General features: G+C 68.4%; 21 protein-coding genes. 6 read left to right on the top strand and 15 right to left on the bottom strand.

The genetic code is table 11. The annotated features are described in order from the left end of the window. Nucleotides 1-288 precede the first annotated feature (288 nt). Nucleotides 289-3,861 carry an indolepyruvate ferredoxin oxidoreductase family protein gene (locus R9B84_RS15540; protein ID WP_423758613.1) on the top strand — a complete coding sequence of 1,191 codons (3,573 nt, stop codon included), beginning with the start codon at nt 289-291 and terminating at the stop codon, nt 3,859-3,861. A gap of 86 nt (nt 3,862-3,947) precedes the next feature. Here the strand turns inward: R9B84_RS15540 and R9B84_RS15535 are convergent, their stop codons facing one another. Beyond that, nucleotides 3,948-5,615: a Na+/H+ antiporter gene (locus R9B84_RS15535; protein WP_423758612.1), complete on the bottom strand. Its 1,668-nt coding sequence runs from the start codon at nt 5,613-5,615 to the stop codon at nt 3,948-3,950. Between the two features lie 296 nt (nt 5,616-5,911). Between R9B84_RS15535 and R9B84_RS15530 the strand changes: the two genes are divergently transcribed. The 4 genes from R9B84_RS15530 to R9B84_RS15515 all read left to right on the top strand — a co-directional run bounded on the left by R9B84_RS15530 (nt 5,912) and on the right by R9B84_RS15515 (nt 8,968). Beyond that, nucleotides 5,912-7,198, top strand: coding sequence for a sensor domain-containing phosphodiesterase (locus R9B84_RS15530; RefSeq protein WP_423758611.1), 1,287 nt, complete (start codon nt 5,912-5,914; stop codon nt 7,196-7,198). 170 nt (nt 7,199-7,368) lie between these two features. Then, nucleotides 7,369-7,755 (top strand): hypothetical protein, encoded by a 387-nt coding sequence (locus tag R9B84_RS15525; RefSeq protein WP_423758610.1) that lies wholly within the window; start codon nt 7,369-7,371, stop codon nt 7,753-7,755. Then, complete coding sequence (locus R9B84_RS15520; protein ID WP_423758609.1) at nt 7,752-8,159, top strand: hypothetical protein; 408 nt, start codon at nt 7,752-7,754, stop codon at nt 8,157-8,159. Before R9B84_RS15525 ends, R9B84_RS15520 begins: the two co-directional genes overlap by 4 nt. An 83-nt stretch (nt 8,160-8,242) precedes the next feature. Continuing rightward, nucleotides 8,243-8,968: a copper homeostasis protein CutC gene (locus tag R9B84_RS15515; RefSeq protein WP_423758608.1), complete on the top strand. Its 726-nt coding sequence runs from the start codon at nt 8,243-8,245 to the stop codon at nt 8,966-8,968. Nucleotides 8,969-9,109: 141 nt separating this feature from the next. Here R9B84_RS15515 and bioB read toward each other — a convergent pair whose 3' ends face one another. The 9 genes from bioB to aceK form a co-directional block, all read right to left on the bottom strand. Beyond that, the gene (gene bioB / locus R9B84_RS15510; protein ID WP_034179184.1) at nt 9,110-10,129 is read right to left on the bottom strand and encodes a biotin synthase BioB; all 1,020 of its coding nucleotides are present in this window, start codon (nt 10,127-10,129) and stop codon (nt 9,110-9,112) included. Between the two features lie 41 nt (nt 10,130-10,170). Further along, the gene (bioD, locus tag R9B84_RS15505) at nt 10,171-10,890 is read right to left on the bottom strand and encodes a dethiobiotin synthase (RefSeq protein ID WP_423758607.1); all 720 of its coding nucleotides are present in this window, start codon (nt 10,888-10,890) and stop codon (nt 10,171-10,173) included. Further along, on the bottom strand, nt 10,887-12,071 hold the full coding sequence (bioF, locus tag R9B84_RS15500) for an 8-amino-7-oxononanoate synthase (protein WP_423760011.1): 1,185 nt from the start codon (nt 12,069-12,071) through the stop codon (nt 10,887-10,889). Before bioF ends, bioD begins: the two co-directional genes overlap by 4 nt. 5 nt (nt 12,072-12,076) lie before the next feature. After that, nucleotides 12,077-13,420, bottom strand: coding sequence for an adenosylmethionine--8-amino-7-oxononanoate transaminase (gene bioA / locus R9B84_RS15495; RefSeq protein ID WP_423758606.1), 1,344 nt, complete (start codon nt 13,418-13,420; stop codon nt 12,077-12,079). Between the two features lie 489 nt (nt 13,421-13,909). Further along, complete coding sequence (locus R9B84_RS15490) at nt 13,910-15,184, bottom strand: dienelactone hydrolase family protein (protein WP_423758605.1); 1,275 nt, start codon at nt 15,182-15,184, stop codon at nt 13,910-13,912. Between the two features lie 107 nt (nt 15,185-15,291). Then, nucleotides 15,292-15,729 carry a YchJ family protein gene (locus R9B84_RS15485; RefSeq protein ID WP_096471901.1) on the bottom strand — a complete coding sequence of 146 codons (438 nt, stop codon included), beginning with the start codon at nt 15,727-15,729 and terminating at the stop codon, nt 15,292-15,294. Between the two features lie 39 nt (nt 15,730-15,768). Further along, nucleotides 15,769-16,446 carry an SDR family oxidoreductase gene (locus tag R9B84_RS15480; protein WP_423758604.1) on the bottom strand — a complete coding sequence of 226 codons (678 nt, stop codon included), beginning with the start codon at nt 16,444-16,446 and terminating at the stop codon, nt 15,769-15,771. Nucleotides 16,447-16,548: 102 nt separating this feature from the next. Beyond that, nucleotides 16,549-17,316 carry a carbonate dehydratase gene (can, locus tag R9B84_RS15475; protein ID WP_423758603.1) on the bottom strand — a complete coding sequence of 256 codons (768 nt, stop codon included), beginning with the start codon at nt 17,314-17,316 and terminating at the stop codon, nt 16,549-16,551. Nucleotides 17,317-17,372: 56 nt separating this feature from the next. Continuing rightward, nucleotides 17,373-19,190 (bottom strand): bifunctional isocitrate dehydrogenase kinase/phosphatase, encoded by a 1,818-nt coding sequence (aceK, locus tag R9B84_RS15470; RefSeq protein WP_423758602.1) that lies wholly within the window; start codon nt 19,188-19,190, stop codon nt 17,373-17,375. A 304-nt stretch (nt 19,191-19,494) separates the two neighbouring features. Between aceK and R9B84_RS15465 the strand changes: the two genes are divergently transcribed. Then, nucleotides 19,495-20,574: an MBL fold metallo-hydrolase gene (locus R9B84_RS15465; protein WP_423758601.1), complete on the top strand. Its 1,080-nt coding sequence runs from the start codon at nt 19,495-19,497 to the stop codon at nt 20,572-20,574. A gap of 16 nt (nt 20,575-20,590) precedes the next feature. Here R9B84_RS15465 and R9B84_RS15460 read toward each other — a convergent pair whose 3' ends face one another. From R9B84_RS15460 to R9B84_RS15440, 5 genes are all read right to left on the bottom strand, one after another. Beyond that, nucleotides 20,591-22,231 (bottom strand): ABC-F family ATP-binding cassette domain-containing protein, encoded by a 1,641-nt coding sequence (locus R9B84_RS15460; RefSeq protein WP_423758600.1) that lies wholly within the window; start codon nt 22,229-22,231, stop codon nt 20,591-20,593. A 189-nt stretch (nt 22,232-22,420) separates the two neighbouring features. Continuing rightward, nucleotides 22,421-24,013, bottom strand: a complete 1,593-nt coding sequence (locus R9B84_RS15455) for an ABC transporter substrate-binding protein (RefSeq protein WP_423758599.1) — start codon at nt 24,011-24,013, stop codon at nt 22,421-22,423. Nucleotides 24,014-24,450: 437 nt separating this feature from the next. Next, a complete protein-coding gene (locus tag R9B84_RS15450; protein ID WP_423758598.1) occupies nt 24,451-25,224 on the bottom strand; it encodes an SDR family oxidoreductase in 774 nt (257 codons plus the stop codon). Between the two features lie 19 nt (nt 25,225-25,243). Further along, nucleotides 25,244-25,882, bottom strand: a complete 639-nt coding sequence (locus tag R9B84_RS15445; RefSeq protein ID WP_423758597.1) for a thiol:disulfide interchange protein DsbA/DsbL — start codon at nt 25,880-25,882, stop codon at nt 25,244-25,246. Between the two features lie 69 nt (nt 25,883-25,951). After that, nucleotides 25,952-26,860 carry an SPOR domain-containing protein gene (locus R9B84_RS15440; RefSeq protein WP_423758596.1) on the bottom strand — a complete coding sequence of 303 codons (909 nt, stop codon included), beginning with the start codon at nt 26,858-26,860 and terminating at the stop codon, nt 25,952-25,954. Nucleotides 26,861-26,873: the final 13 nt, after the last annotated feature.

The following is a 26,873-nucleotide window of genomic DNA, read 5'->3' as shown; positions in this document are numbered from 1 at the left end:
CCCGCCGCCGGGTCGGCCGGTTGCCTTCGGGCCCGCACCGGTTGTTCCGGCAAACCACCCGACCGTCCCGACCCCCCCGCCCATCCCGCTCCACCACCGCGCGCGAAAACTCACTCAAATCCCGATAAAAAGCTGCGCGGTTTTTCTCACAACGGGCCCGTCCGAGCAAGATGAGAAAAAACATTCTCGCCTGCGCGCGAAAAAATAGAGCCATTCGCTGCCGGCGCCCACGCGTCGCCCGACGCCCCGCCGCGCAGCCCAGAACAGCACAATCAGGAGACATCCCCCATGACCGCCCGCTTGCCCATCGACGGCACGCCTGCCCTGTCCGACTACCGCCTGACCGACAACCTGACCGCGACGCGCGGCCGGATCTTCCTGACCGGCACGCAAGCGCTGGTCCGCCTGATGCTGATGCAGCGCACGGTCGACACCGAACAGGGGCTCAACACTGCCGGCTTCGTCAGCGGCTACCGTGGCTCGCCGCTCGGCATGGTCGACCAGCAGCTGTGGAAGGCGAAGAAACTGCTCGACGGCAGCGGCGTGCGCTTCCTGCCCGCGATCAACGAGGAACTCGGCGGCACGGCCGTGCTCGGCACGCAGCGCGTCGAGGCCGATCCCGAGCGTACGGTCGAGGGCGTGTATGCGATGTGGTACGGCAAGGGCCCGGGCGTCGACCGCGCCGGCGACGCGCTGAAGCACGGCAACGCATACGGTTCGTCGCCGCACGGCGGCGTGCTCGTCGTCGCGGGCGACGACCATGGCTGCGTGTCGTCGTCGATGCCGCACCAGAGCGACTTCGCGCTGATCGCGTGGCACATGCCGGTCGTGAACCCGGCGAACATCGCCGACATGCTCGAATTCGGCCTGTACGGCTGGGCGCTGTCGCGCTACTCGGGCGCCTGGGTCGGCTTCAAGGCGATCTCGGAAACGGTCGAGTCGGGTTCGACCGTCGATCTCGATGCGCTGCAGACGCAGTGGCCGGCACCGGCCGGCTTCACGCCGCCGGCGGGCGGCCTGCACAACCGCTGGCCCGACCTGCCGAGCCTCACGATCGAGGCGCGCCTCGCCGCGAAGCTCGATGCGGTGCGCCATTTCGCGCGCACCAACAGCATCGACAAGTGGATCGCACCGAGCGCGCAGGCGAACGTCGGTATCGTCACGTGCGGCAAGGCGCACCTCGACCTGATGGAAGCGCTGCGCCGTCTCGACCTGACGGTGGCCGACCTCGACGCGGCCGGCGTGCGGATCTACAAGGTCGGCCTGTCGTATCCGCTCGAGATGACGCGCATCGAGACCTTCGTCGACGGGCTCGCCGAAGTGCTCGTGATCGAGGAGAAAGGCCCGGTCATCGAACAGCAGATCAAGGATTACCTGTACAACCGCACGGAAGGCGCGCGCCCGCGCGTGCTCGGCAAACACGACGCTGCCGGCGCCTGCCTGCTGTCCGAGCTCGGCGAACTGCGCCCGTCGCGCATCCTGCCGGTGTTCGCCGAATGGCTCGCGCGGCACAAGCCGGCGCTCGATCGCCGCGAACGCGTCGTCGATCTCGTCGCGCCGCAGATCCTGTCGAACGAGGCCGACGCGGTGAAGCGCACGCCGTACTTCTGCTCGGGCTGCCCGCACAACACGTCGACAAAGGTGCCGGAAGGCTCGATCGCGCAGGCCGGCATCGGCTGCCACTTCATGGCGTCGTGGATGGAGCGCGACACGACGGGGCTGATCCAGATGGGCGGCGAGGGCGTCGACTGGGCCGCGCACGCGATGTTCACGAACACGAAGCACGTGTTCCAGAACCTCGGCGACGGCACCTACTTCCACTCGGGCATTCTCGCGATCCGCCAGGCGGTCGCCGCGAAAGCGAACATCACGTACAAGATCCTCTACAACGATGCGGTCGCGATGACGGGCGGCCAGCCGGTCGACGGCAGCATCTCGGTGCCGCAGATCGCGCGGCAGGTCGAGGCGGAAGGCGTGTCGCGTTTCGTCGTCGTGTCCGACGAGCCGGAGAAGTACGACGGCCATCACGGGCTGTTCCCGAAGGGCACGACGTTCCATCACCGCAGCGAGCTCGACGCGGTGCAGCGCGAGCTGCGCGAGACGCCGGGCGTCACCGTGCTGATCTACGACCAGACCTGCGCGGCCGAGAAGCGTCGCCGCCGCAAGAAGGGCGAATTCCCCGACCCGGACAAGCGCCTGTTCATCAACGATGCGGTGTGCGAAGGCTGCGGCGACTGCGGCGTGCAGTCGAACTGCCTGTCGGTCGAGCCGCTCGAGACGCCGCTCGGCCGCAAGCGCCGCATCGACCAGTCGTCGTGCAACAAGGACTATTCGTGCGTGAACGGCTTCTGCCCGAGCTTCGTGACGGTCGAAGGCGCGGCGCTGAAGAAGGCCGCGGGTGCAGCGTTCGACGAAGCGGCGCTCGCCGCGCGCGTCGACGCGCTGCCGGTGCCCGCGACGCATCTCGATGCGGCACCGTTCGACATGCTCGTGACGGGTGTCGGCGGCACGGGCGTCGTGACGGTCGGCGCGCTGATCAGCATGGCTGCGCACCTCGAAGGCAAGAGCGCATCGGTGCTCGACTTCATGGGCTTCGCGCAGAAGGGCGGCTCGGTGCTGTCGTTCGTGCGGATCGCTGCGAACGACCGATGGCTGAACCAGGTGCGGATCGACACGCAGCAGGCCGACGTGCTGCTCGCGTGCGACATGGTCGTCGGCGCGAGCGCCGAAGCACTGCAGACGGTGCGTCACGAGCGTTCGCGGATCGTCGTCAACACGCACCGGATCCCGAACGCGTCGTTCGTGCAGAACCCCGATGCGAACCTGCATGCGGACGCGCTCCTCGAAAAGATGCGTCACGCGGCCGGCGACGGCTACCTGTCGAGCTGCGACGCGCAGGCGCTCGCCGCGAAGTTCCTCGGCGATTCGATCGGCGCGAACATCCTGATGCTCGGTTACGCGTGGCAGCTCGGCCTCGTGCCGGTGTCGCTCGCCGCGATGATGCGCGCGATCGAGCTGAACAACGTCGCGGTGCCGATGAACAAGCTCGCGTTCTCGATCGGGCGGATGGCGGCCGGCGACGCGGCGGGCCTCGATGCGTTGTGGAACGCGCGTCACGCGGTGGCCACGCACGCCGCGCCGGAAACGCTTGCCGAACTGATCGCCGATCGCGAAGCGCGTCTCGATGTGTACGGCGGCGCACGCTATGTCGAGCGCTACCGTGCGCTCGTGAACGCGGCGGCCGTGAAGGGCGACGACGCGCTGACGCGCGCGGTCGCGACGACGTTCTACCGGCTGCTCGCGGTGAAGGACGAATACGAGGTCGCGCGGCTTTACACGGACGATGCATTCCGCACGGCGCTCGAGGCGCAGTTCGAAGGCGTGCCGGGGCAGGCTTATCGCGTGAAGTTCAACCTTGCGCCACCGACGGTCGCGAAGGCCGGCAGCGACGGCAGTGCGCCGAAGAAGCGCGTGTTCGGCCAGTGGATGTGGCCGGTGTTCGGCATGCTGGCGCGCGTGCGCAGCCTGCGCGGCACGTGGCTCGATCCGTTCGGCCGCACCGTCGAGCGCAGGATGGAGCGCGCGCTCGCCGACGACTACGAGACGACGCTCGCCCGTGCGCTCGCCGCGACGACGGCCGGCAACGCGGCGCAGGTTACGCAACTGGCCGACCTGCACGCCCGCGTGCGCGGCTTCGGTCACGTGAAGGTGCGCAACCTGGCCGGCGTGAAGCGCGCGGAGCGCGAGCTCGCGCTGCAGCTCGGCATCGACGCGGCGACGAGCGCGGCCGTGCAGCACGCGCTCGACGAGATGAAGGGCGCGGGGATGCTGAAGGGGATTCCGGTCGTCGTCGCGAAGTAACGCGAACGCGGGCGGAGGTGAAAACGGCGACGCTGCGGCGTCGCCGTTTTTTTACGGGTGGTTGCTTCCGGGCATCGAACAGCCCGTCAGAGAATGCCTTTCTTGCGCGTCGACAGCGCGGTTTCCGACAGGTCGATCTCGCGGATCAGCTTCGTCAGCGTCTCGTCGGAAATCTTGCTGTCGCTGCGCAGCCGGTACAGCACCGAGCGTTCCGCGCGGATCGCGGCGATCCGCATCTGCAGTTCCATCGTCTCGGACTGCTTCGCTTCCGCGCGCGGCGTGGGGCCGTCCTCCGCGAGCGCGGCGAGCCGGCGGCGGTACTGGTCCATCACGCGCGCCGAGATGTCCGCGCAGCGCGCGGCGCCCGATTCGTCGAGATCGACCGAGATCGCGTCGTGCGACGAGTCGATCGCGCGGATCGCGGCCTGCGCGGCGGCCGCGCGCGCGGTGCGCTCCTCGTCGGCGAGCGGGTTGCGCGACGAGCGCACGCCGCGCAGCAGCAGCGGCAGGCCGATCACCGCGACGACGAGCGAGCCGAGGATCACGGCCGACGCGACGAAGATCGCGGTGTCGCGCCCCGGCAGCGGCGCGCCGTCGGCGAGCGCGACCGGGATCGACAGCACGCCGGCGAGCGTGACCGCGCCGCGCACGCCGCCGACCGTCATCACCGCGATCGTCCGCACGCCGGCCATCGTGCCCGCGAGGCCCTGGCGCGCGGCGCGGCGGCTCGCGATCCAGCGCAGCAGCCAGACCCACAGGAAGCGGATCGCATACAGCGCGAGCATCATCGCGCCGACGTTGAAGATCATCCGGCCGACGAGCGCGTCGCTCGTATGGTGCGCGTCGACGAGCGCGCGGCCGATGATGTGCGGCAACTGCAGCCCGAGCATGATGAACACCATGCCGTTGAACACGAACTCGATCATCGCCCACGTGCTTTCGGCGCGCACGCGCGACGCGACGGTGCTTTTGCGCGAGAAGCTCGTGTAATTCATCATCATCCCGGCCGACACGGCCGCGAGCACGCCCGACAGGTCGAGGTGCTCGGCGAACAGGTAGGCCGCGAACGGCACGAGCAGCGTCATCACGATGCCGGGGGCCGGATCGCCTTCCTGCTCGGCGTTCAGGAAGCGCGTCGACAGCGCGCTGAATACCCACGACACGATCGCGCCCGTCGCGAGCCCGCCGGCGGCGACGATCACGAACGTGACCGACGCGGCGCGCAGCGAGAACACGCCGGTCAGCGCGGCCGCGATCGCGAACTTCAGCGCGACGAGGCCCGACGCGTCGTTCATCAGCGCCTCGCCTTCGAGGATGTGCATCAGTTGCGGCGGGATCCGGCCCTTGCCGGCGATGCCCGACAGCGCGACCGCGTCGGTCGGCGACAGCACGGCCGCGAGCGCGAACGCGATCGGCAGCGGCAACTCGGGAATCAGCCAATGCGCGAAGTAGCCCACTGCGAGTACCGTCATGAACACGAGCCCGAACGCGAGCATCAGGATCGCGCGGCGCTGCAGGTACAGCTCGCGTTTCGGAATCCGCCAGCCGTCCGCGAACAGCAGCGGCGGAATGAACAGCAGCATGAAGATTTCGGGATCGAACGTGACGTGCAGGTTCAGCTTCGGCCACGCGAGCATCGCGCCGAACGCGATCTGCATCAGCGGCAGCGGCAGTTGCAATGGCAGGATGCGCGTGACGGCGCCGGACAGCGCAACGGCGAGCAGCAGGATCAGGACTGTGAAGACGATTTCCATCGATACGGCGAATACGGGGAATGAAACGATCGTACGGAGTGTAGCGTGGTGACGTGACGGCTGCGTTCGAGCGCCCGGTGCGTGCGCACGAAAACGGTGCATCGGGCGTGTGCCACGATGGTGCAACGGGCCGGCGCGCCCGCGCGGCGCATGGGTTGTTCGCCCCTTGCACGGAGCTTGCTTGATGCTGGTCAGCCGTCCGGCACCGACCGGACAACCGAGGGTCCAACCAAGACATTGCACGCGCCGTCCGTTTCGTCGGGCGCCGCGTTCGAGTGCTTTACCAGGAGGAAGGCATGACGATCGTGCAACAGGAGCGTCCGGCTGCCGCGTCGCCGTACCGTTTCGAGCGGGAGATGAGCTCCGGCCTCGAACGTCTGGCCACGCAGCATCGCGACCTGACGCTCACGACCGTGTTCCAGCCGATATTCAGCCTGTCGCACCAGCGTGCGGTCGGCTACGAGGCGCTGTTGCGCGCGCACGATGCGCTCGACCGCCCCGTGTCGCCGCTCGACGTGTTCGGCGAAGCCGCGCGCCAGGGCGAACTGCTGCAGCTCGACCGGCTCGCGCAGGCGCTGCATCTCGAGAACTTCGCGCTGCTCGGCGCCGAGCGCGAGTGGCTGTTTCTCAACGTCCATCCGGGCGTGCTCACCGACCCGTTCCAGGCGGCCGCACTGCTCGCGAACCTGAAGCGGCTCGGGATGCCGCCGCGCCGTGTCGTGCTCGAGGTACTCGAACAGCGCGCGGAAGACGTCGAGCGGCTCGCCGAGGCCGTGCGCGAATTCCGCACCCATGGCTTCCTGATCGCGCTCGACGATTTCGGTGCCGGCCATTCGAACCTCGAGCGGATCTGGCAACTGAACCCCGACATCGTGAAGCTCGACCGGATCATGCTGTCGCATGCGGCCCACCGCACCGGGCTCACCGCGATCCTGCACGGGCTGGTGACGCTGCTGCACGAGGCCGGCAAGCTCGTGCTCGTCGAAGGGATCGAGACCGAGCACGAGGCGCAGATCGCGCTGTCGTGCGAGGCCGATTTCGTGCAGGGCTACTACTTCGGCCGCCCGGCGCCGGGGCTGCCCGACGGCGCGACCGCGACGGGCTGCATCGGCGAGCTGACCGAACGCTTTCGTCAGCAGACCGAAGCGCGCGAGCGGCGCGACGCGCAGCGAATCGCGCCGTACCTGCGCGCGTTCGAGCGTGCGGCAGAGCGCCTCGCGTCCGGCGAGCCGCTCGACGAGGTGTGCTGGAACTTCCTTGCGCTCGACGCCGCCGCGCGCTGCTTCCTGCTCGACGCGCACGGCCGGCAGTCGGGCCGCAACGTCGTGCTGCGCGCCGATCGCGCGCTGAGCGAAGCACGCTTCTCGCCGCTGGCGGATGCGCAGGGTGCGAACTGGCTGCGCCGGCCGTATTTCCGCTCCGCGATCGCCGAGCCGGGGCGCGTGCAGGTCACGCGGCCGTACCTGTCGATCAACGAGGCGCAGCCGTGCGTGACGCTGTCGGTGGCCGTGCGCGTCGGCGATGCGCAGCGCGTGCTGTGCGGCGATATCGACTGGGCCGACGACGAAGCGAACGCCGGCTAGCGCCGCGCGCGCACCGCATGCGGTTGCGTCGATCCGGATGCGCCGGCGCTGGCGCCGGCCGGCCGTTGCGTTCCCCGTGTGCTTCCCCGACAATGGCGCGATCGCGGCCGTCGTGACCGCGATCGCGCCGCCCCGGGGGCCACCATGGCGGCGAATAAAAGGACAACACAATGAAAAGACCGATTTCGCTGACCATCCTCGCGTGGATCATCATCGTGACCAACGCGATCACGTGCGTCTATACGCCGTTCTCGATCGGCATGCCGACCACCCAGGCGCTGCTGTCGCACTACCTGCTGCCCGTCTGGGCGACGCTCGGCATCAGCGTGATCGTCGAAGCCGCGAACGTCGTGATCGGTATCGCGATCCTCAAGGGCCGCGAGTGGTCGCGCAAGGCCTACGTCGCGACGGCCGTGTTCGGCTTCGCGTTCTCGTTCGTCAACATGCCGACGTCGATGTTCGCGGTGCTGATTCCCGGCTTCCTGCTATTCGCGCTGTTCATCTACCTGCTGTTCCGGCGCCCCGCGACCGCGTATTTCCGTCAGGCGCTCGCGTGAGCGTCGTGCGCAACACGCTCGCGATCGTGCTGTTCGCGATCGCGGGCTTCTGCGTGAGCGCCGCGCAGACGGTCACGTTCATGAAAGTCGGCCATGCGGGCGCGACGGCCGCATTCGTCGCCGTGCTGTTCGCGGTGTCGGCCGTGCTCCTCGCCGCGGGCGCGTTTGCCGGCACATTCCGGCCGCGTGCGCGCGGCGCGGGCATCGCGCTGCTCGTCGCGACCGCGACCGCGACCACCGCGTTCGGGGCGCTCGGCTGGGCGATGCTCGTGCTCACACCGAAGATCGTCGACATGATGCAGCAGAGTGCGTACTTCGACGCACGGATGTTCAGGTTCGTGCCCGGCACCGCGTTGACGGCGTTGTCCGCGCTGGCCGGCATCGGGCTCGTGCGGCGCGGCTGACGCACACGGCGGCCAGCCCGCTGGCGCCCGTCGCGCCGCTCGGCTAGGATGCGCGAATTGTCCTGACGAATCGCGAGCCGCCGATGAACCGAAACGCCGCTTCTTCCGTCCTCCTCGAAGTGATCGCCACGACCGTTGGCGATGCGAAGGCCGCCGCCCGCGCGGGCGCCGACCGCCTCGAACTCGTGACCGCGATCACCGAAGGCGGGCTGACGCCGAGCGTCGGTCTGATCGAGGCCGTCGTGGCCGCCGTGCCGATTCCCGTCAACGTGATCGTGCGCCCGCACAGCCGGTCGTTCGTCTATGACGCCGACGACCTGCGCGTGATCGAACGCGACGTGCGCGCGGCCGTCGCGGCCGGCGCGAACGGTGTCGTATTCGGCGCGCTCGATGCGCGCGGCGACGTCGATCTCGGCGCACTGGCCCGCATCGCGGCTGCCGTGGATGGCCGCGCGCTGACGTTCCATCGCGCGTTCGACGTGTCGCGCGACCTCAACGCCGCGTTCGATGCGCTGCTGCGCGTGCCGGCCGTCACGTCGGTGCTGACGTCGGGCGGCCACCCGTCGGTGCTCGATGCGGCCGCGACGATCACGCGGATGGTGCGGCACGCGGAAGGGGCGACGTGCACGGTGCTGGCCGGCTCGGGGCTCACCGTCGATGCGGTCGGCGATTTCGTCCGGGCCACCGGCGTGCGCGCGGTGCATTTCGGCTCGGGCGTGCGGCCGCGCGGCGAGGTGCTGGCACCCGTCGACGAACAACTCGTCGAGCGGGTGCGCGCGGCGCTCGACGGCGCGGCGGCGCACGTGTGACGCTCGACGGCGCGCGCTGGCGCGTCTGCAAGACCGTGATCCGCGACGCGCAGGGCAATGCGATGCAGACGATCGGGTGAAAAAAAGCCGGGGCATGCCCCGGCTTGTTCGTTCGCGGCTCCGGCCCGACGGCCGTTTCGCTTACGCGTTGTCCGACAGCGCGTCGGCCTGGCTCGCGCGGATGCCGAGGCGCTCGAACAGCGCGCGGTCGCGCTGCGTCTGCGGGTTGCTCGTCGTCAGCAGCTGGTCGCCGTAGAACATCGAGTTCGCACCGGCAAGGAAGCACATCGCCTGCATCGCGTCGTCGAGCTGCTCGCGGCCGGCCGACAGGCGCACGACGGCCTTCGGCATCGTGATGCGCGCGACCGCGATCGTGCGCACGAACTCGAACGGGTCGAGCGGCGCGGTGCCTTCGAGCGGCGTGCCTTCGATCGCGACGAGGTTGTTGATCGGCACCGATTCCGGATACGGGTTCAGGTTCGCGAGCTGCGAGATCAGGCCCGCGCGCTCGCGGCGCGATTCGCCCATCCCGATGATGCCGCCGCAGCACACGTTGATGCCCGCGTCGCGCACGCGGTCGAGCGTGTCGAGGCGGTCCTGGTACGTGCGTGTCGAGATCACCTGGCCGTAGAACTCCGGCGACGTGTCGAGGTTGTGGTTGTAGTAGTCGAGGCCCGCGTCGGCGAGCTGCTGCGCCTGTTCGTCCTCGAGCATGCCGAGCGTCATGCAGGTTTCGAGGCCGAGTTCCTTCACGCCGCGCACCATCTCGGTCAGCGCAGGCATGTGGCGTTCCTTCGGGTTGCGCCACGCGGCGCCCATGCAGAAGCGGCTCGCGCCGTTCGCCTTCGCCGCGCGCGCGGCGTCGAGCACCGTGTCGACATCCATCAGCTTCTCGGCCTTCAGGCCCGTGTCGTGATGCGACGACTGCGAGCAGTAGCCGCAATCTTCCTCGCAGCCGCCCGTCTTGATCGACAGCAGCGTCGACAGCTGCACTGCGTTTGCGTCGAAGTGCTCGCGATGCACCTGCTGCGCGCGGAAGATCAGGTCGTTGAACGGCAGTGCGAACAGCGCGACGACGTCGGCGACGCGCCAGCGCTGCGGGGCCGGTGCGGCCACGGGAATCGCGTCGGGTTGCACGGCGGCGGTCTGGGCTTGGGTCATTTCGTTTTCCTGTCCTGGGCGGGAGTGGGGATTCGGTTGGGTCAATGCTGCGCGGCGCGCAGCGACTCGACGAGCGCGGCGATGTCGAGCATCGCCGCGGCGGATTCGGGGGCGGCCGGCGCCATGTGCGGTATGCGGCCGATGAGCGGCGCGCGGTGCTCGCGCGCGAGCCAGTCGCGGATCGTTGCGACGTTCTCGTCCGGATACGACATCGTGGGGTCGACGTGGTTCGCGACCCAGCCCGCGAGCGTGAGGCCGCGTTGGCGAATCGCGTCGGCCGTCAGCAGCGCGTGGCTGATGCAGCCGAGCCGCACGCCGACCACCATCACGACCGGCACGCCGAGCGCGACCGCGAGATCGGCCATGTCCTGCGTGTCGTTCAGCGGCACGCGAAACCCGCCGGCGCCTTCGACGACGACCATGTCCGCGCGCGTCAGCGCCTCGCGGTGGCACGCGACGATCGTGTCGATGTCGAGCGTCACGCCTTCCTGCGCGGCGACGATGTGCGGCGCGGCGGGCGCCTTCAGCAGGAACGGCGTGCGCAGCTCGGGCGGCAGCACGACGTTCGCGGCTGCGTCGAGCTGGTCGGCGTCCTCGTTGTGCCAGACGCCGTCCTGTTCGTACGCACCGGCCGCGACCGGCTTCAGTGCGGCCGCACGCAGGCCGCGCCGCGCGAAGCCGTGCAGCATCGCGGCCGATACGAAGGTCTTGCCGATTTCGGTGTCGGTGCCGGTGACGAAGAGCGAGAGCGGGGCCGTCATGCTGCCTCCTCGCTGGCCTCGATCAATGCGGTTTCGAGCCGCGCGAGATCGTCGAACGAATGCGCGGCCGACAGCGACACGCGCAGCCGCGACGTGCCGGCGGGCACCGTCGGCGGCCGGATCGCGGGCACCCACAGACCGTGCGCGTCGAGTGCGCGCATCGCCGCGAGCGTCGCGTCGTTGCTGCCGATCACGAGCGGCTGCACGGCCGTGTGCGAATCGACCGGCTGCCAGCGCGTGCTGCGCAGCAGCGCGCGCGTGCGTTCGATCAGTGCGGCGAGATGCGCGCGGCGCGCGTCGCCTTCGTCGCCCGCGATCACCTTCAGGCTGGCTGATACCGCGTGCGCGACGGCCGGCGGCGCGGCCGTCGTGAAGATGTAGCTGCGCGCGCGCTGGATCATCCATTCGATCACGGTCTCGTGCGCGATCACGAACGCGCCCGCGACGCCGGCGGCCTTGCCGAGCGTGCCGACGTAGACGAGATGCGGCGAACGCAGCGCGGCGGCCGCGAGCGCGCCGCGGCCCTGCGGGCCCAGCACGCCGAATCCATGCGCATCGTCGACGACGAGCCACGCACCATGGCGCTCGGCCAGCGCGACGAGTTCGGCGAGCGGCGCGATGTCGCCGTCCATGCTGAACACGGTGTCGCTGACGATCAGCTTCGTTTCGGCATCCGATGCTTCGAGCAACGCGGCGAGTGCGGCCGTGTCCGCGTGCGGATAGACCTGTACGTTCGCGCGCGACAGCCGCATGCCGTCGATCAGCGATGCGTGGTTCAGCGCGTCGGAGAAAATCGTCGCGCCTTTGCCGGTGAGCGCCGTCATCGCGGCGAGGTTCGCCATGTAGCCGGTGCTGAAGTACAGCGCGCGCGGTGCGTCGGAGAAACCGCCCGAGAAGGCCGCGAGTTCGTCCTCGAGCGTCGCGTGCGCACGCGAATGGCCGCCGAGCAGGTGCGAGCCGCCGCTGCCGGAGCCGTAGCGCTGCGCGCCTTCGCCGAACGCGGCGACGAGTGCCGGGTGCGCGGCAAGGCCGAGGTAGTCGTTGCTCGCGAAGCCGACGATCTCGCGGCCGTCGACGGTCATGCGCGCGTCGCACGCGGTGTCGGCGATGCGGCGCACGCGGCGCAGCCCTTGCGCGTCGAGATCGGCGAGGCCGCGCTGCAGGGTGTCGAGCAGGGATATCGTCGTCATGCAATCTCCGCGAGCGTTGCGTCGAGCGTGTCGCGCGTGCGTTGCGCGAGCCACGCGATGTCGTCGTCGCTCATCACGTACGGCGGCATCAGGTACACGGTCGTGCCGATCGGGCGCAGCAGCAGTTCGCGTTCGAGCGCGCGTTCGAAGAAGCGCCGCGAGAAGCCGCGCGCCGCGTCGCCGTCGAGCGCGACGTCGAATGCGAACAGCGTGCCGCGTTCGCGCAGGTGGCGCACCTGCGGGTGCGCGTCGAGCGGTGCGAGCGCGGTACGCATTGCGGCCGACTTGCGCGCGTTTTGCGCGAGCACGTCGTCGCGCGCGAACAGGTCGAGCGTCGCGACCGCGGCGCGGCACGCGAGCGGGTTGCCCGTGTACGAATGCGAGTGCAGGAAGCCGCGCGTCGTGTCGTCGTCGTAGAACGCCGCGAACACGTCGTCGCGCGTGAGCACGAGCGACAGCGGCAGGTAGCCGCCGCTGATGCCTTTCGACAGGCACATGAAATCGGGCCACACGCCGGCCTGCTCGCACGCGAAGAAGGTGCCCGTGCGGCCGCAGCCGACCGCGATCTCGTCGGCGATCAGGTGCACGCCGAATTCGTCGCACAGCGCGCGCAGCCCGCGCACGTACGACGGATCGTGCATCGCCATGCCGGCCGCGCACTGCACGAGCGGCTCGACGATCAGCGCGGCGATCCGGTCGCCGCGTTCGACGAACAGGCGCCGCACGTCCGCGAGCGCGCGGCCCGCGACGTCGGCGGCCGTCTCGCCCGGCAGCGCGCCGCGCGCATCGGGCGACGCGACGACGTGCGCATGGCGGATCAGCGGGTCGTATGCGTCCTTGAACAGCGCGACGTCGGTCACGCCGAGCGCACCGATCGTCTCGCCGTGATAGCTGTTCGCGACGCAGACGAATTCCTGCTTGTTCGCGCGGCCGCGGTTGCGCCACGCGTGGAAGCTCATCTTCAGCGCAATCTCGACCGCCGACGCGCCGTCCGACGCGAAGAATGCATGGCCGAGCGTGCGCGCGGTGAGCGCATGCAGCCGCTCGGCGAGCTCGATCGCGGGCTCGTGCGTGCAGCCGGCGAGCATCGCGTGCTCGAGCGTGTCGAGCTGGTCCTTCAGCGCCGCGTTGATGTCCGGGTTCGCATGGCCGAACAGGTTGACCCACCACGAGCTGATTGCGTCGAAGTAGCGACGGCCTTCGCGGTCGTACAGCCACACGCCCGCGCCGCGCGCGACCGGGACGAGCGGCAGGCGCTCGTGGTGCTTCATCTGGGTGCAGGGATGCCAGACCGCGCGCAGGCTGCGCGCGACCCAGTCGTCGGTGGCTGGCGTACTCAAGGCAACTCCGAAGGGTAAAACGGCCGCGCGGCATCGACGGGATGCCGCGCGGCAGATTCGAAAACGCGCTGAGATTAGCGTGTTCCGCGACACGTTGCACTAGCGGTTACAAACACCGCAAAGCCTTACGTGGCGGGAGTTAGACGCAGTTCGGAGCGGCTCGGGACGGTACGGTTCAGATGCTCAGAAATGAACGCAGATGACGACGTTCGAGTGAGACCCCCCGACAAAAAAAATTGCGGGGCGGGGCGCGGTGCGATCGCGAAAAATCGGGGATCGAAGGCGGGCGCGGCGAAGCGGAACGACGCCGGGCGCGAACTGCGGCGGTGGAATGATCTGCGGAATCCGGGGTGAGAGCGTGCCGCCGGAACGGCAGGCGATGGCGCGAACGCGCGTATTACAACGACGCGCAATGCGATCACGCACGAAAGAATGAGGCGGGAAGCGGGAACGGAAGCGAAAAAGGCGCGGCGTACGACGCGCCGCGCGTCAGCGCGAAGCCAGCGCGCGCGCGTCGGTATCGCGCGTGTTGCCGTCGCCGTTGTCGGCCGTCTGCGTCGTGTTCGAGTTCCACACGACGCGGTCGTTGACCGCATACAGCCGGCACGCGCCCGCGCCCTGTTTCGCGCAGTTGTCGAGCGCGAGCGCCATCGGGTCGTCGCCGCCTTCGGCCCACGACCATGCGCCTTCCGAGGACACCGCGAACGCGCGGCTCGGATGCTGGTTCAGGAAGCGGCGATAGCCTTCGCGGCCGGCTTCGTCGACATACGGCACTGCGTTGACCGCGTCGATGGCCGCATAGCCGGTGGCCTTCGGCTCGTGCGGGTTCGCAACCGCATAGCGCACCGAGGTCGGCAGGTTCAGCTTCTCGAGGAACGCGTTGACGGCCGGCCACCAGATCGGCACGCCGTCGCGATCGACGATCAGCCGGTGCGCGTCGTCCTTGTAGCGGCCGAAGTCGATGAACTGGGCCTGCGTGCCGTGCGACACGTACGCGTCGTGCATTTGCGCGACGAGCCCGGGCGTCCACACCGAATCGTTGTCGCCGTACAGCCACAGCGACCGCACGGCCGTGCGCGCGCCGTACTGGTCGAATGCGTCGACGAGGTTGCGCTGCCAGCCGTCGCACAGATCCTGGCGCAGCCCACCGGAGAAGTTGATGATGCCGCGCACGCCCGGTGCGGCTTCGGTGCCGTATGCGACCGACGCGAGACCGCCGTGCGACGTCCCGGCGACGACGATACGCGACGCATCGACGTAAGACTGGCGCGACATGTAGCGCACTGTCGCGTCGACGTCGGCGGCCTGCGCGAGACCGTTCTTGCCGACGTTGCAGCCTTCCTGCTGGTATGTGCCGCCCGAACCGGCGAAGCCCTGGCGGTTCGGCGCGATGACCGCGTAGCCGCGGCGCACGAATTCGCGCGCGAACGCGAGCGGCCGGCTGCGCGGCTGCAGATGGAGATCGCCGGTGTTCTTGCCGTGGTTGAAGACGACGAGCGGGAACGGGCCGGGGCCGTCCGGCTTGAAGAGCGTTGCCTCGAGCATGACGGAGCCCGAGGCATCGGCCGGAATGCTGAGGATCTGTTCGTTGAGGCCGGCCGCGACCTGCGGCAGGTTCGAGTTGCTGTAATCGAAGCGTTCGCCGTGGGCGAGCGACCCGCTTGCGGGGCCGGTACCCGTATTGGCGTTCGGCAGCGTACCGGCCTGAGCGGCCGACAGCGCACACGCCGCCATCCATCCCACCAATACCTTGCTGAACGCCATTCGTAAGCCCTGCCATGCAACTTGACCAATCTGACGGCCATCGTAGCCCGACAAAATCGGGTTGTGCAATGCGGGAATTACCCGGCGTCTGACACAGCAACTATTTGTCAGCGTTCACTTACTTCGCCGTCGACATAGCGCCAGAAACCGTGTTCGTCGCGCTCGAAGCGGCTGGTCTCGTGGAGCCGGTAAGCGCGTCCGCCAACCTTGTAGCGGGCCACGAATTCGACCTCCGCGTGCCGTTCGTCGAGCGGCACGTGGCGTTTTACCGCGAGGCCGAGCCAGCGCGGCGCGTCGGGCGCGTCGGGGTCGGTGTCGAGATCGGGCGGGCAGGTGCGCGCCGCCCACGTCGCGCGCAGGTAGCCGGTCGCGCCGAGCACGTACGCGCTGTACCGCGAACGCATCAATTCGAGCGCGGTCGGCGCGGCTTCGCCACCGTCGATGAAGCGGCCGCAGCAGGCCGCATAGCGCGGGGCCGGCGCTTTGCCGGCGGGAGCAGGGGACGCGCCGCCGCACGGACACGCGTCAGGTCGGTTCAAAATCATGCGAAACGGGAATTAACGACGCTCGGTTGTGACTGCGGATCACCAGCTCAGCTCGACGCCGTCGTACTGGAAGAAACGGCCGTTCGCCTGCGACACGTCCGCGCCGGCTTCGGCGATCACGCGGCGCATGCCGGTCACGCTGGTTTCCGGATCGATCGCGGCCTGCGCGCCGCCCATGTCGGTGCGCACCCAGCCGGGATGCAGCGAGATGCACGCTGCATGGCGCGTTTGCAGCGACGCGATGCGCAGCACGTCGTTCAGCGCGGCCTTGCTTGCGCGGTACAGCCAGCCGGTCGTGCCGGTTGCCTCGGCGATGCTGCCCATCCGGCTCGACACGACGGCCAGCACGCCGCGCGCATCCTCGACGAGCGGCAGCAGGATCGGCAGCAACTGCATCGGCCCGCGCACGTTCGTGTGCATCACCGCGTCGAAATCCTCGGCGGTGATCGTCTCGACGCCTTCGGTGCGCGGCCCGTAGACGCCAGACACGAGCACGGCCGCATCGAGCCGCTCGCCGTCGAGCTTCCAGCCGAGCGCCGCGATCTGCTCGGGCTGCGCGATGTCGAGCGCATGCGCTTGCGCGCCGAGCGCGCGCAGCGCGGCGAGCGACGCGTCGTCGCGCGCGGTGGCGATCACGTTCCAGCCGTCGCGCCGGTATTGCCGGACGAATTCGCGGCCGAGGCCGCGCGATGCGCCGACGATCAGTACGGTTTTCATGTTCGCCGCTCCTTTGCAGTGCCGTGGTGACGGCGTCAGGTCAGTTCGAAGGTCAGTTCGATGCAGGTTGCCGTTGCGTCGCCGCCGACGCGGAACGCGGGCTTACTTCGCGTCCGTGCATGGCTTCAGCGTATCGACCACGGCCTGCGCGACTTCGTTCATTTGCGCGGCATCGGCGGCGACCATGTCGTTGTCGGGCGCATGCTGGCCGCCCGCGGTGAGCGCGGCGACGCAGCGCTTGTAGGTTTCGTCGAGCGCTTCGAAGTTCGACACGGCCATCCCGAGGTTGCGCATCCGGCCGTCATGCACGCCGTACACGAGCCCGTGCACGGTGAGCGACTGGCCGCGCGCCCATGCGTCGTTGACGATCGTCGTGCGGCACACGTTGACGACCTGCTCGATCGCGTTCAACTCGATCAGGCGGCGATAGCGCGCTTCGCCCACCGGCCATTCGTCGAGCAGTGCCGCGTGGCGCTCGCGCACGTCCTGCACGTGATGCAGCCAGTTGTCCGCGAGGCCGACGCGGCGGTTGTGCAGCGCCGCGTTCACGCCCGAGCAGCCATAGTGGCCGACGACCATGATGTGCTTCACGCGCAGGATGTCGACCGCAAACTGGATCACCGACAGGCAGTTCAGGTCGCTGTGCACGACGACGTTCGCGATGTTGCGGTGGACGAATACTTCGCCCGGCGGCAGGCCGATGATCTGGTTCGCGGGCACGCGCGAATCCGAGCAGCCGATCCACAGATATTCCGGCGCCTGCTGGTCGGCGAGGCGCGTGAAGAACTCGGGATCGTCGGCGAGCTTGCGCCTGACCCAGGCGTCGTTGTTGTCGAACAGGTGCGAGAGCGGATTGACTGGGGTGTTCATCGGTGTGGATTCCGTTTTCGGAAATCGGGTCGATATCGGGTTCGGTATAACCGGTGTCAGGCGGCGCGCTGCGCGTCGCCTTCACCGTCGTTCTGGTCCGTCGCGCCGAAGCGCTCCGGGTAGCGCACGCTAAAGCGCAGCGCCGCGTCGTACGGATAAAAATCGGGCAATTCGCCCTGCAGTAGTTTGTCCTTGCTCGCCTGCCACAGCGCGGGATCGAAAAAGTCCGCGTGATGTTTCATGAACACGCCCCGCACGCGCGGGTCGCCGAGCAGGAACGGCCCGTAGGTCTCCGGAAAGATGTCGTGCGGGCCGACGGTATACCACGGTTCGCCGGACAGCTCGTCTTCCTCGTTGCGCGGCGGCGGCACGCGGCGCACGTTGCAGTCGGTCAGGTACTCGATCTCGTCGTAGTCGTAGAACACGACGCGGCCGTGGCGCGTGACGCCGAAGTTCTTGTACAGCATGTCGCCGGGGAAGATGTTCGCCTTCATCAGCTCCTTCACCGCGTTGCCGTACTCCTTCACGCCGTGCTCGATGTCCGCGTCGGTGCCGTTCTGCAGATACAGGTTCAGCGGCGTCATCCGGCGCTCGATGTACAGGTGCCTGATCACGAGATTGTCGTCCTCGTATTCGAGCAGCGACGGCACTTCCTTCTCGAGCTCGCGCACCAGCGCGTGGTCGAGCCGCGCGAGCGGCAGCGCGACGCTCGAATACTCGAGCGTGTCGGCCATCCGCCCGAGGCGGTCGTGGCGCTTCACGAGCTGGTACTTCTCCATGATCTGCGCGCGCGTCGTTTCCTTCGGCGGCGGGAACTGATCCTTGATGATCTTGAACACGTACGGGAACGACGGCAGCGTGAACACGAGCATCACGAGGCCCTTGATCCCGGGCGCGATGATGAAGCGGTCGCTCGAATGCGACAGGTGGTGCAGCAGGTCACGGTAGAACAGGTTCTTGCCCTGCTTCTGCAGGCCGACCGACGTGTAGATTTCCGCCTTCGGCTTGCCGGGCATGATCGTGCACAGGAAGTCCACATACGCGGACGGCACGCCCATGTCGACGAGGAAATACGAGTGCGAGAAGCTGAAGATGATCTGCAGCAGCTCGCGGCGCAGCAGCACGGTGTCGAGCGCGAGCAGGCCGGGACGCACGTGGCGGATCGGCACCGCAAACGGCAGCACGCGGTCGGCATTGATGATGCGGCCGACGATGTACGCGCTCTTGTTGCGGAAGAACAGCGACGACAGCACGTGGATCTGGAAATTCGGCGCTGCGTCGAAGTGGCCGAATTCGTCGTGGATCGCCTGCATCACGCACGCGATGTCGCGCGAGAGATCCTCGAACGGCGGGTCGAGCTGGAAGTTCGTGACGATGCGCTCGAGCGTGACCGCGAGCCCGTCGGTGCCCGGGTAGTACGCTCGGTAGGTCGGTTTCGCGGCCGGCTCGTCGTTCTCGAGATACTCGGTCGAGATCGCCGGGCGCACGAAGATGAAATCGTTGCTGAAATACGAGCGGTGCAGGATCTTGCAGCACACCGAATTGAAGAACGTCTCCGCGCACTCGGGCTGGCGATGCGACGTGAGCAGGCCGATGTAGTGCAGCTTGATCTGCTGCCAGACCTCGTCGTCGATGTTCTCCGCGTCGTATTCGTCTTCCAGCACCTCGACGCATTCCTGCACGCGATCGTCGTACGACGTGATCCGCTCGCGCGCGAGCCGCTGCAGCCCGTGCCAGTCGGTGTGCTCGAACAGCGCCTTGGCGGCGACGGCCGCTTCGCGGAAGATCCGGTAGTGGCGATCGAAGTATTCGAGCATCGTCTGCGCGACGTCGAAACCGATCTGCGACGACAGCAGTTTGGGGAAGTGATTCATCGAGTGCAGGCTCGTTCGGGAGGGGCTGTAAGCACTCGCCATTTTACCGCCCAAGCGGGCGGTTCAAAGACTTTGCGGCGACGCGAGGCCGGCCGGCAAGCGGCGGGTTATCCGTCGTTGTGTGCCGTTCGGTGCATCTTCGCGTAAAGATACGGGTACGGAACCGATTCTGACACGAACTTTTTTTGACGGCCCGGCGGCGGCCGGGCACGCGTTTCGCGCGACGGCGATAGAATCGACGCACCGCCCGCCGCGGCCTGCCGCCGGCGCGCATTCGCACCGATAACGACGAGACGCCCCACCGATGAACGCATTGGAACACCAACTCGACTATCCCTTCGCCGACACGCTGCCCGCCGCGGGCGACACGTTCGAGGTCGCGCCCGGCGTGCGCTGGCTGCGCATGCCGCTGCCGTTCTCGCTCGACCACATCAACCTCTGGCTGCTGCGCGACGAGATCGACGGGCAGGCCGGCTGGACGATCGTCGATTGCGGGATCTCGTCGGACGCGATCCGCACGCACTGGGAGCAGATCTTCGACACGCATCTCGACGGCCTGCCCGTGCTGCGCGTGCTCGTCACGCACTGCCACCCCGATCACTTCGGTCTCGCGAACTGGCTGTGCGAAGGCGGCGACAAGGGTCGCTGGAACGTGCGGCTGTGGATGACGCTCGGCGAATACATGTTCGGCTGCCTGATGGCGGCCGGCAACGGCTCGAACGCGGGCGGCGCGGCCGCCGCCGATCATTTCGCGCGCCACGGGCTGACCGATCCCGCCGCGCTCGACAAGCTGCGCAATCGCCGCAGCTACTACTCGGATCTCGTGCCGGCCGTGCCGCCGCGCTACCGGCGGCTGCGCGAAGGCGACGCGGTGACGATCGGCGCGCGCACCTGGCACGTCGTCACCGGCTACGGCCATTCGCCTGAACATTGCGCGCTGCACAGCGAAGCGGACGGCGTGCTGATCTCGGGCGACATGGTGCTGCCGCGCATCTCGACGAACGTGTCCGTGTTCGACCTCGAGCCGGAAGCGAACCCGCTCGCGCTGTACCTGCGGTCGCTCGGCCGCTACGAGACGATGGCGCCCGACACGCTCGTGCTGCCGTCGCACGGCAAGCCGTTCCGCGGTGTGCGCACGCGCATCGTGCAACTGCGCGAACACCACGACGCGCGGCTCGACGAAGTGCGCGTCGCGTGCGCGGAGCAGCCGATGAGCGCGGCCGACATCGTGCCGATCATGTTCCGCCGCCGCGAGCTCGACATCCACCAGATGACGTTCGCGCTCGGCGAGGCGCTCGCGCACCTGAACCTGCTGTGGCTCGCGGGCGAACTCGTGCGCGAGCAGGGCGGCGACGGCGTGCTGCGGTTCCGCACCGCCAACTGATACTGCTTCGTTCTCCTTAGACGACGGGTTCGTAGCGCCACCCGTCGCGATGCCATTGCATCGTGTGCGTCGGTTCGAGCGCCGCGAGAAACGCGGGGTCGTGCGACGCGACCACGATCGCGCCCGGGAAGCCGGCCAGCGCGGCTTCGATTGCGCGCACCGATTCGAGATCGAGGTGATTGGTCGGCTCGTCGAGCAGCAGCAGTTGCGCGGGCGTGCCGCGCCACAACGCGCACGCGAGTGCGGCCTTCAACCGTTCGCCGCCGCTCAGTCGCCGCGCAGGCTGCGTCGCGCGTGTCGCGTCGAGCTGCAACAGCGCGAGGCGGCTGCGCAGGTCGCCTTCGGTGAGCGGCGTATCGAGCAGCCCCAACTGCTCGACGATCGAGCGCTCGGGATCGAGCAGCGCGAGCCGCTGGTCGAGATACGCGGCGCTCACGTGCGTCGTGCATGTGCCTGAACGCGGCGCGAGCTCGCCCGCGAGCATCCGCAGCAACGTCGATTTGCCGCAGCCGTTCGGGCCCGTCAGCGCGATGCGCACGGCGCCGCTCGCCGACCACGTGATCGCATCGGCATCGCCGGCCACGCGCCACGGCAGGTGCGCGCGTTCGAGCGTGAACAACTGGCGGCGCGCGCTGACCTCGGTGCCCGGCAGCGACACGAGCACGGGCGCATCGGCTTCGACGCGCGCGGCCGCCTGCTGCACGCGTTCGTCGAGCGTCGTCTTGAATTCGTCCTGATGGCGCCGGACCTGTCCCATGATGTTGCGCGCCGCACCCTTGCGGCTCTGTTTTGCCATCGACGACAGGTTGGCCGCCTTCGCATCGCGCAGCGAGCCGGCCGCGTGACGCTGGATCGTGTCGTGCTCCTGTTCGAGCCTGCGCCTGACGCGCCCGCGCTCGGTGCGCGCATGATCGAGCGCGGCCTGCGCAGCGTCCTGTTCAGCGTCGCGCTGCGCGCGGTAGAGCGCGTAGTTGCCGCCGTACGAGCGCGCGCCTTGCGGTGTCAGCTCGACGATGCGCTGCACGTTGGCGAGCAGTGCACGGTCGTGGCTCACGATGACGAGGCCGCCGCGCCAGCCGTCGAGCGCCGTGCGCAGCCATGCGCGGCCCGGTGCGTCGAGATGGTTGGTCGGTTCGTCGAGCACCAGCAGGCCGGCGCCGGACAGCAGCGCGCCGATCAGCGCGACGCGCGCGAGCTGGCCGCCGCTGAGCGCATGCGCGGGCGTGTCGGGCCGCACGTCGTGCAGGCCGGCCGCGTCGAGCGCCGTGCGCAGGCGTTCGGCGAGATCCCAGCGATCGCCGATCAGGTCGAAGTCGTGCGGCTCCGCGCGGCCGTTCGCGAGACGCGCCAGCGCGCCGAGCGGCGCATCGAGCGCGGCGATCTGCGCGACGGTCCGCGGGCCGGCTGCTGCGTCGTCGTGCTGCTGCGCGACGTAGGCGACCGGCGCATGCCGGTCGATCGTCCCCGAGCTCGGCGCGCAGCGGCCCGCGATCAGTTGCGCGAGCTGGCTCTTGCCGATGCCGTTGCGGCCGACGATGCCCGTCGGCGTGCGATCGATGGAAAGGTCGAGCGAATCGAACAGCGTGAAGCCGTTGTCGAAGCGGAAGGAAACGTGATGAAGCGCGACGAGCGCGCCGGTGAGCGTGGCTGCAGCCATAAGCACCTCCGAAAATGCGTGAAGACATTCGCGCGGCGTGCGTGGCACGGCGGCGAAAACATTTTGGGAAGGCTTAGTTGTTCACTTTGGCTGGCGTCCGGTATGAGGAATAGGAGCGGAGTGTAGCAAGCGAAGCGCGCGGGCCGCAAGCGAGCGGCGCGAACGCCGTCGCTTGTGCGCCACGGGCGGTTACTGCACGGCGACCGTCGTGAAGTTCTGCCGCCCGAACGGACTCACGCGATAACCGCTCACGTTCGTGCGCGTGAGCGCCGCGGCGGTCGGGTAGCCGAGCGGGATCCACAGCGCCTGGTCGTGGATGATCTTCTGCGCGGTTTCGTACAGCTTCGCGCGCTTGGCCTGGTCAGCGGTTGACTTGCCGTCGGCGATCAGCTTGTCGAGCTGCGCGTCGCAGAAGCGCGCGAAGTTGATGCCCGACTTCACCGCATTGCAGCTGAACAGCGGCGACAGGTAGTTGTCCGGATCGCCGTTGTCGCCGGCCCAGCCCATGAACAGCATGTCGTGCTGGCCGAGCTTCGCCTGCTTGATCAGCTCGCCCCATTCGATCACCTTCACTTCCGCCTTCACGCCGATCTTCGCGAGGTCGGCCTGCAGCAGTTCCGCGCCGACCTTCGGGTTCGGATTCAGCACGCTGCCGGTCGGGCGCGTCCAGATCGTCGTCGAGAAGCCGTTCGGGAAGCCGGCCTGCGCGAGCAACTGCTTCGCCTTCGCGGGATCGTACGCATACGGCGCGACATCCTTCGCGTAGCTCCACGTGTTCGGCGGATACGGGTTGTTCGCGGCCGTCGCGGTGTTGTCGAACACGACCTTCAGGTAGGTCGCGCGATCGAACGCGAGGTTCAGCGCCTCGCGCACCTTGTCGTTGTCGAGCGGCTTCTTCTGCGTGTTCAGCGCGACGAACGCGGTCATGAACGCGGGCGTCTGCACGACCTTCAGCGCGCTTTCGCCCTTCGCGGCGAGCACGTCCTGCGGTTTCGGCGACAGCGCGATCTGGCATTCGCCGGCCTTCACCTTCTGCAGGCGCACCGACGGGTCGGGCGTGATCGCGTAGATCAGCCGGTCGACCTTCGGCTTCGTGCCCCAGTACGTCGGGTTCACGTCGTAGCGGATCAGCGCGTCCTTCGTGTAGCTCTTCAGCACGAACGGGCCCGTGCCGACCGGCTTCGCGTTCAGGTCGGCCTGCTTGCCGGCCTTCAGCAACTGGTCCGCGTATTCGGCCGAGTAGATCGACGCGAAGCCCATCGTCAGGATCGGCACGAACGTCGCGTTCGGCTCGTTCAGCACGAACTTCACCGTGCTGTCGTCGACCTTCGTGACCGACTTCACGAGCTTCACGAGGCCCATCGACTGCGCGTGCGGGAAGCCGCTCGCGCCGGCCACCTTGTGCCACGGGTTCGAATCGTCGAGCATCCGCGCGAACGTGAACACGACGTCGTCCGCGTCGAGCGCGCGGCCCGGCTTGAAATAGTCGGTGGTCTGGAACGCGACGTCCGGGCGCAGGTGGAACGTGTAGGTGAGGCCGTCGGCGCTCGCGTCCCATTTGTCGGCGAGCGCGGGCACGACCTTTTTCGCGGCTTCGTCGTACGACACGAGCGTGTTGAAGATCACGTCGGCCGATGCGTTGGTCGTGACGAGCGAGTTGTACTGCACGACGTCGAAGCCGTCCGGGCTCGATTCCGTGCAGACAGTGAGCGGCTTGGCGGCGAGGCCGGGGGCGGCGAGTGCGGCGGCGACCGCGGCTGCGGCGAACAGCTTGACGTGCATAGGATCTCCCACGTGGCTTGTGTTTTTTGCTGGGTGACGGGATGCGGGCGCGGCCCGGAAGCGGACGGGGCCGGCGCGGCTGGCGAATAGCATACCGTCAATGCGTGCGACGCGTGAAAAAAGGCGCCGGAACGCGGCGAATTGACCGAAAAACGGCTGCGTTCGCGACGGAACGGGTGTTGGGGCGGCGGAGAGGGCGCCGCAAATGGGGCTGGCCGGACACGTGCGTACAGGAGGCGGCGGGACCGGTGAAAGAGGGGCGTGCAGCCGGCAGGGGAATCAGGTCCGGCTGCGAACGCGGGGCGGGCGCGCTGCCCGGTGTGAGCCGGCGGGAAGCGGGCGCGGAGAGGGGGGAAACGACGCTTGTGCCGCCGGAACCGGAGCGCCGTCGCGGCGATCGAGGTGCCGAACGAGCCGCGCGGCGGGCCGGAAACCCTTCAGTGCGCGCCGCCCTTCGGCTTGCGCGGCGCCTTCTCGAACAGGCGGTCGTATAGCGAGCGCGGCAGCACGTGCAGCACCTTCGCGACGACGCCCATCTGCCACGGAATCACGCGGAACGCGTGCTGCCGCGCAATCGCGCGCGCCGCGCGTGCGGCGAAGCGGTCGGCGTCCATCAGGAACGGCATCCGGTACGGGTTGTGCGCGGTCATCGGCGTGCGGATGTAGCCGGGCGCGATCGTCACGACGCCGACGCCGGCCGGGCGCAGCTCGACGCGCAGCGCTTCGAGATACTTGATCGCAGCCGATTTCGACGCGCTGTACGCGCCCGAGCCGGGCAGGCCGCGCACGCCGGCGACGCTCGCGACACCGACCAGCGTGCCGTGGCGCGCGGCCGTCATCGGGCCGACGAACGGCTCGAACGTCGCGACCATCCCGTAGTAGTTGATGTCCATCACGTTGCGGAACGTCGCGAGATCGCCCTGGCCCGTGACGGCGCCCTGGCTGATGCCCGCGTTCGCGATCACGACGTCGGGGCAGCCGTGCGTCGCGATGAACGACGCGGCGGCCGTCGCGAGCGCGTCGGCGTCGCGCACGTCGGCGGAATAGACGGAGATGGACAGCTTGGGGAAACGCCGCGCGAACGCATCGAGCGCGTCGGTGCGTCGCGCGACGAGCGCGAGCGTGGCGCCCTGGCGGGCGTATTCCTCGGCCATCGCGAGGCCGAGGCCGCTCGATGCGCCGGTGATGAAGACCTTCAGCGGAGTAGTCATGCCGGCGCGCGGGCGGGGATCAGAGCTTCTTGTCCTGAACCTGCTTCACGAGGAAATCGAGCGCCTGGGCGGTACCCGGGATGCTGTTCGTGTAAGCGGGGCCCGTCTTGTACTTGCCCTGGATGACGACCGTCGGCACGCCGTCGATCGCGTAGTCCTTCAGCAGCTTGGCCGACTGGTTCACCTCGCCCTGCACGCTGAACGAGTTGTACGCGTCCATGAACTTCTTCTTGTCGACGCCTTGCGTGGCCAGGAAGTCGGCCTGCGCCTGCGGCGTCAGCAGGTAGTTCTTCTGCTTGTGGATCGCGTTGAAGATCGCCGGCGTAACCTTCTCGGAGATGCCGAGCGCGGACACCGCATAGAACAGCTTCGAGTGCGGGACGAAATCGTCACGGAATGCGACCGGCACGCGCTTGAAGTCGATGTTGTTCCCCTGCTTCTTCACCCAGGCCTCGAGCGTCGGCTCGAATTCGTAGCAGTGCGGGCAGCCGTACCAGAAGAACTCGATCACCTCGACCTTGCCGGCCGGCGCGGACACCGGCTGCGGCGACTTCATCACCTCGAAGTCCTTGCCGGCGACCGGTGCGGCAGGGGTTGCCTGGGCGAAGCCGGCCGCGAGGCCCAGGGACAGAAGGAGCGTGCTAAGCAGTTTTTTCATGTTGTGAACGTCGAATCAGTTGCTCGGGTTACGAAACGTAACGGGTTCTGCGTGGGCTCGACCGGCTGCTTACTGCTTCGTGAAGCGGATCACAGCCGTGTCGACACCTGCATCGGACAGGCGCTGACGGGCCGAGTTCATATCCTCGAACTTCGAGAACGGGCCGACGCGCACGCGGAAATAGGTCACGCCGCTGACATCGCGCTTCGACACCTTCGATTCGAAGCCCTGGAAGCCGAGGCGCGCGCGCTGCTGCTCGGCGTCGCCTTCCGTCTTGTACGCGCCGACCTGCAGGAAGTAGCCGGTATTCGCGTCGCTCGCGGCCGGCGGCTTCGCTGTCGCGGCGGCGGCGGCAGTGGCCGACGACGTCGGCTTCGGCGTGTTCGCGGCCTGCTGCTGTTGCTGCTGTTTTTGCGCGGCGGCCTGCTGCGCCTGCTTCTGCGCGGCGAAGCGCGCGAGGTCGTCCTCGCCGCCTTGCTGCTGTTGCTGCGCTTGCTGCGTCTTCTTCGGCGGCGGCGTGGTGTCGGCCGGCTTCGGTGCGACGGCGACGCCGTTACCCGACGACGTATTGTTCGACGCGGTCGTGTTGCCCGAGCTGCCGGTGTTGTTCGAGCCGCTCGACCCGTTGGCCGACGGCGGCACTTCGACGATCTGCGGCTCGGGCAGCAGGCCACCCTGGGTCTGGTTCGCGGCCTGGCCGGGCGCGGTGTTGGGCGGCGCGGGCTGCGCGGCCTGCGGCACCGGCTGGCCGGGCGTCTTGCCCTGCAGCGCGCGGTTCGGGTCGAACTGCTGCGGCTGGCTCGCGGCGTTGTCCGCCGGCGGCGGCGCGACCTTCGACACGAACGGCGACGGCGAACGCGTGATGTAGAGCGCCACCACCACCGCGATCGCGAGGCCGACGATCAGGCCCAGCACGATTCCAAGAAATGTTCCTCCGGCTTGTTTCGATTGCTTCGAAGTGCGGCGTGGTTGTGCCATTGCTTGAGTCACC

The organism is Burkholderia sp. NLJ2 (assembly GCF_049487195.1).
GTDB lineage: Bacteria > Pseudomonadota > Gammaproteobacteria > Burkholderiales > Burkholderiaceae > Burkholderia > Burkholderia pyrrocinia.
Note: the sequence above shows the minus strand (reverse complement) of the source record. Positions and strands in the feature narration are given on the sequence as shown.

Excerpts from the sequence above, each read along its gene's own strand:
- R9B84_RS15540 (WP_423758613.1), top strand. The coding sequence starts at position 289 with ATGACCGCCCGCTTGCCCATCGACGGCACGCCTGCCCTGTCCGACTAC.
- R9B84_RS15535 (WP_423758612.1), bottom strand. The coding sequence starts at position 5,615 with ATGGAAATCGTCTTCACAGTCCTGATCCTGCTGCTCGCCGTTGCGCTG.
- R9B84_RS15530 (WP_423758611.1), top strand. The coding sequence starts at position 5,912 with ATGACGATCGTGCAACAGGAGCGTCCGGCTGCCGCGTCGCCGTACCGT.
- R9B84_RS15525 (WP_423758610.1), top strand. The coding sequence starts at position 7,369 with ATGAAAAGACCGATTTCGCTGACCATCCTCGCGTGGATCATCATCGTG.
- R9B84_RS15515 (WP_423758608.1), top strand. The coding sequence starts at position 8,243 with ATGAACCGAAACGCCGCTTCTTCCGTCCTCCTCGAAGTGATCGCCACG.
- bioB (WP_034179184.1), bottom strand. The coding sequence starts at position 10,129 with ATGACCCAAGCCCAGACCGCCGCCGTGCAACCCGACGCGATTCCCGTG.
- bioD (WP_423758607.1), bottom strand. The coding sequence starts at position 10,890 with ATGACGGCCCCGCTCTCGCTCTTCGTCACCGGCACCGACACCGAAATC.
- R9B84_RS15490 (WP_423758605.1), bottom strand. The coding sequence starts at position 15,184 with ATGGCGTTCAGCAAGGTATTGGTGGGATGGATGGCGGCGTGTGCGCTG.
- R9B84_RS15485 (WP_096471901.1), bottom strand. The coding sequence starts at position 15,729 with ATGATTTTGAACCGACCTGACGCGTGTCCGTGCGGCGGCGCGTCCCCT.
- R9B84_RS15480 (WP_423758604.1), bottom strand. The coding sequence starts at position 16,446 with ATGAAAACCGTACTGATCGTCGGCGCATCGCGCGGCCTCGGCCGCGAA.
- can (WP_423758603.1), bottom strand. The coding sequence starts at position 17,316 with ATGAACACCCCAGTCAATCCGCTCTCGCACCTGTTCGACAACAACGAC.
- aceK (WP_423758602.1), bottom strand. The coding sequence starts at position 19,190 with ATGAATCACTTCCCCAAACTGCTGTCGTCGCAGATCGGTTTCGACGTC.
- R9B84_RS15465 (WP_423758601.1), top strand. The coding sequence starts at position 19,495 with ATGAACGCATTGGAACACCAACTCGACTATCCCTTCGCCGACACGCTG.
- R9B84_RS15460 (WP_423758600.1), bottom strand. The coding sequence starts at position 22,231 with ATGGCTGCAGCCACGCTCACCGGCGCGCTCGTCGCGCTTCATCACGTT.
- R9B84_RS15455 (WP_423758599.1), bottom strand. The coding sequence starts at position 24,013 with ATGCACGTCAAGCTGTTCGCCGCAGCCGCGGTCGCCGCCGCACTCGCC.
- R9B84_RS15450 (WP_423758598.1), bottom strand. The coding sequence starts at position 25,224 with ATGACTACTCCGCTGAAGGTCTTCATCACCGGCGCATCGAGCGGCCTC.
- R9B84_RS15445 (WP_423758597.1), bottom strand. The coding sequence starts at position 25,882 with ATGAAAAAACTGCTTAGCACGCTCCTTCTGTCCCTGGGCCTCGCGGCC.
- R9B84_RS15440 (WP_423758596.1), bottom strand. The coding sequence starts at position 26,860 with ATGGCACAACCACGCCGCACTTCGAAGCAATCGAAACAAGCCGGAGGA.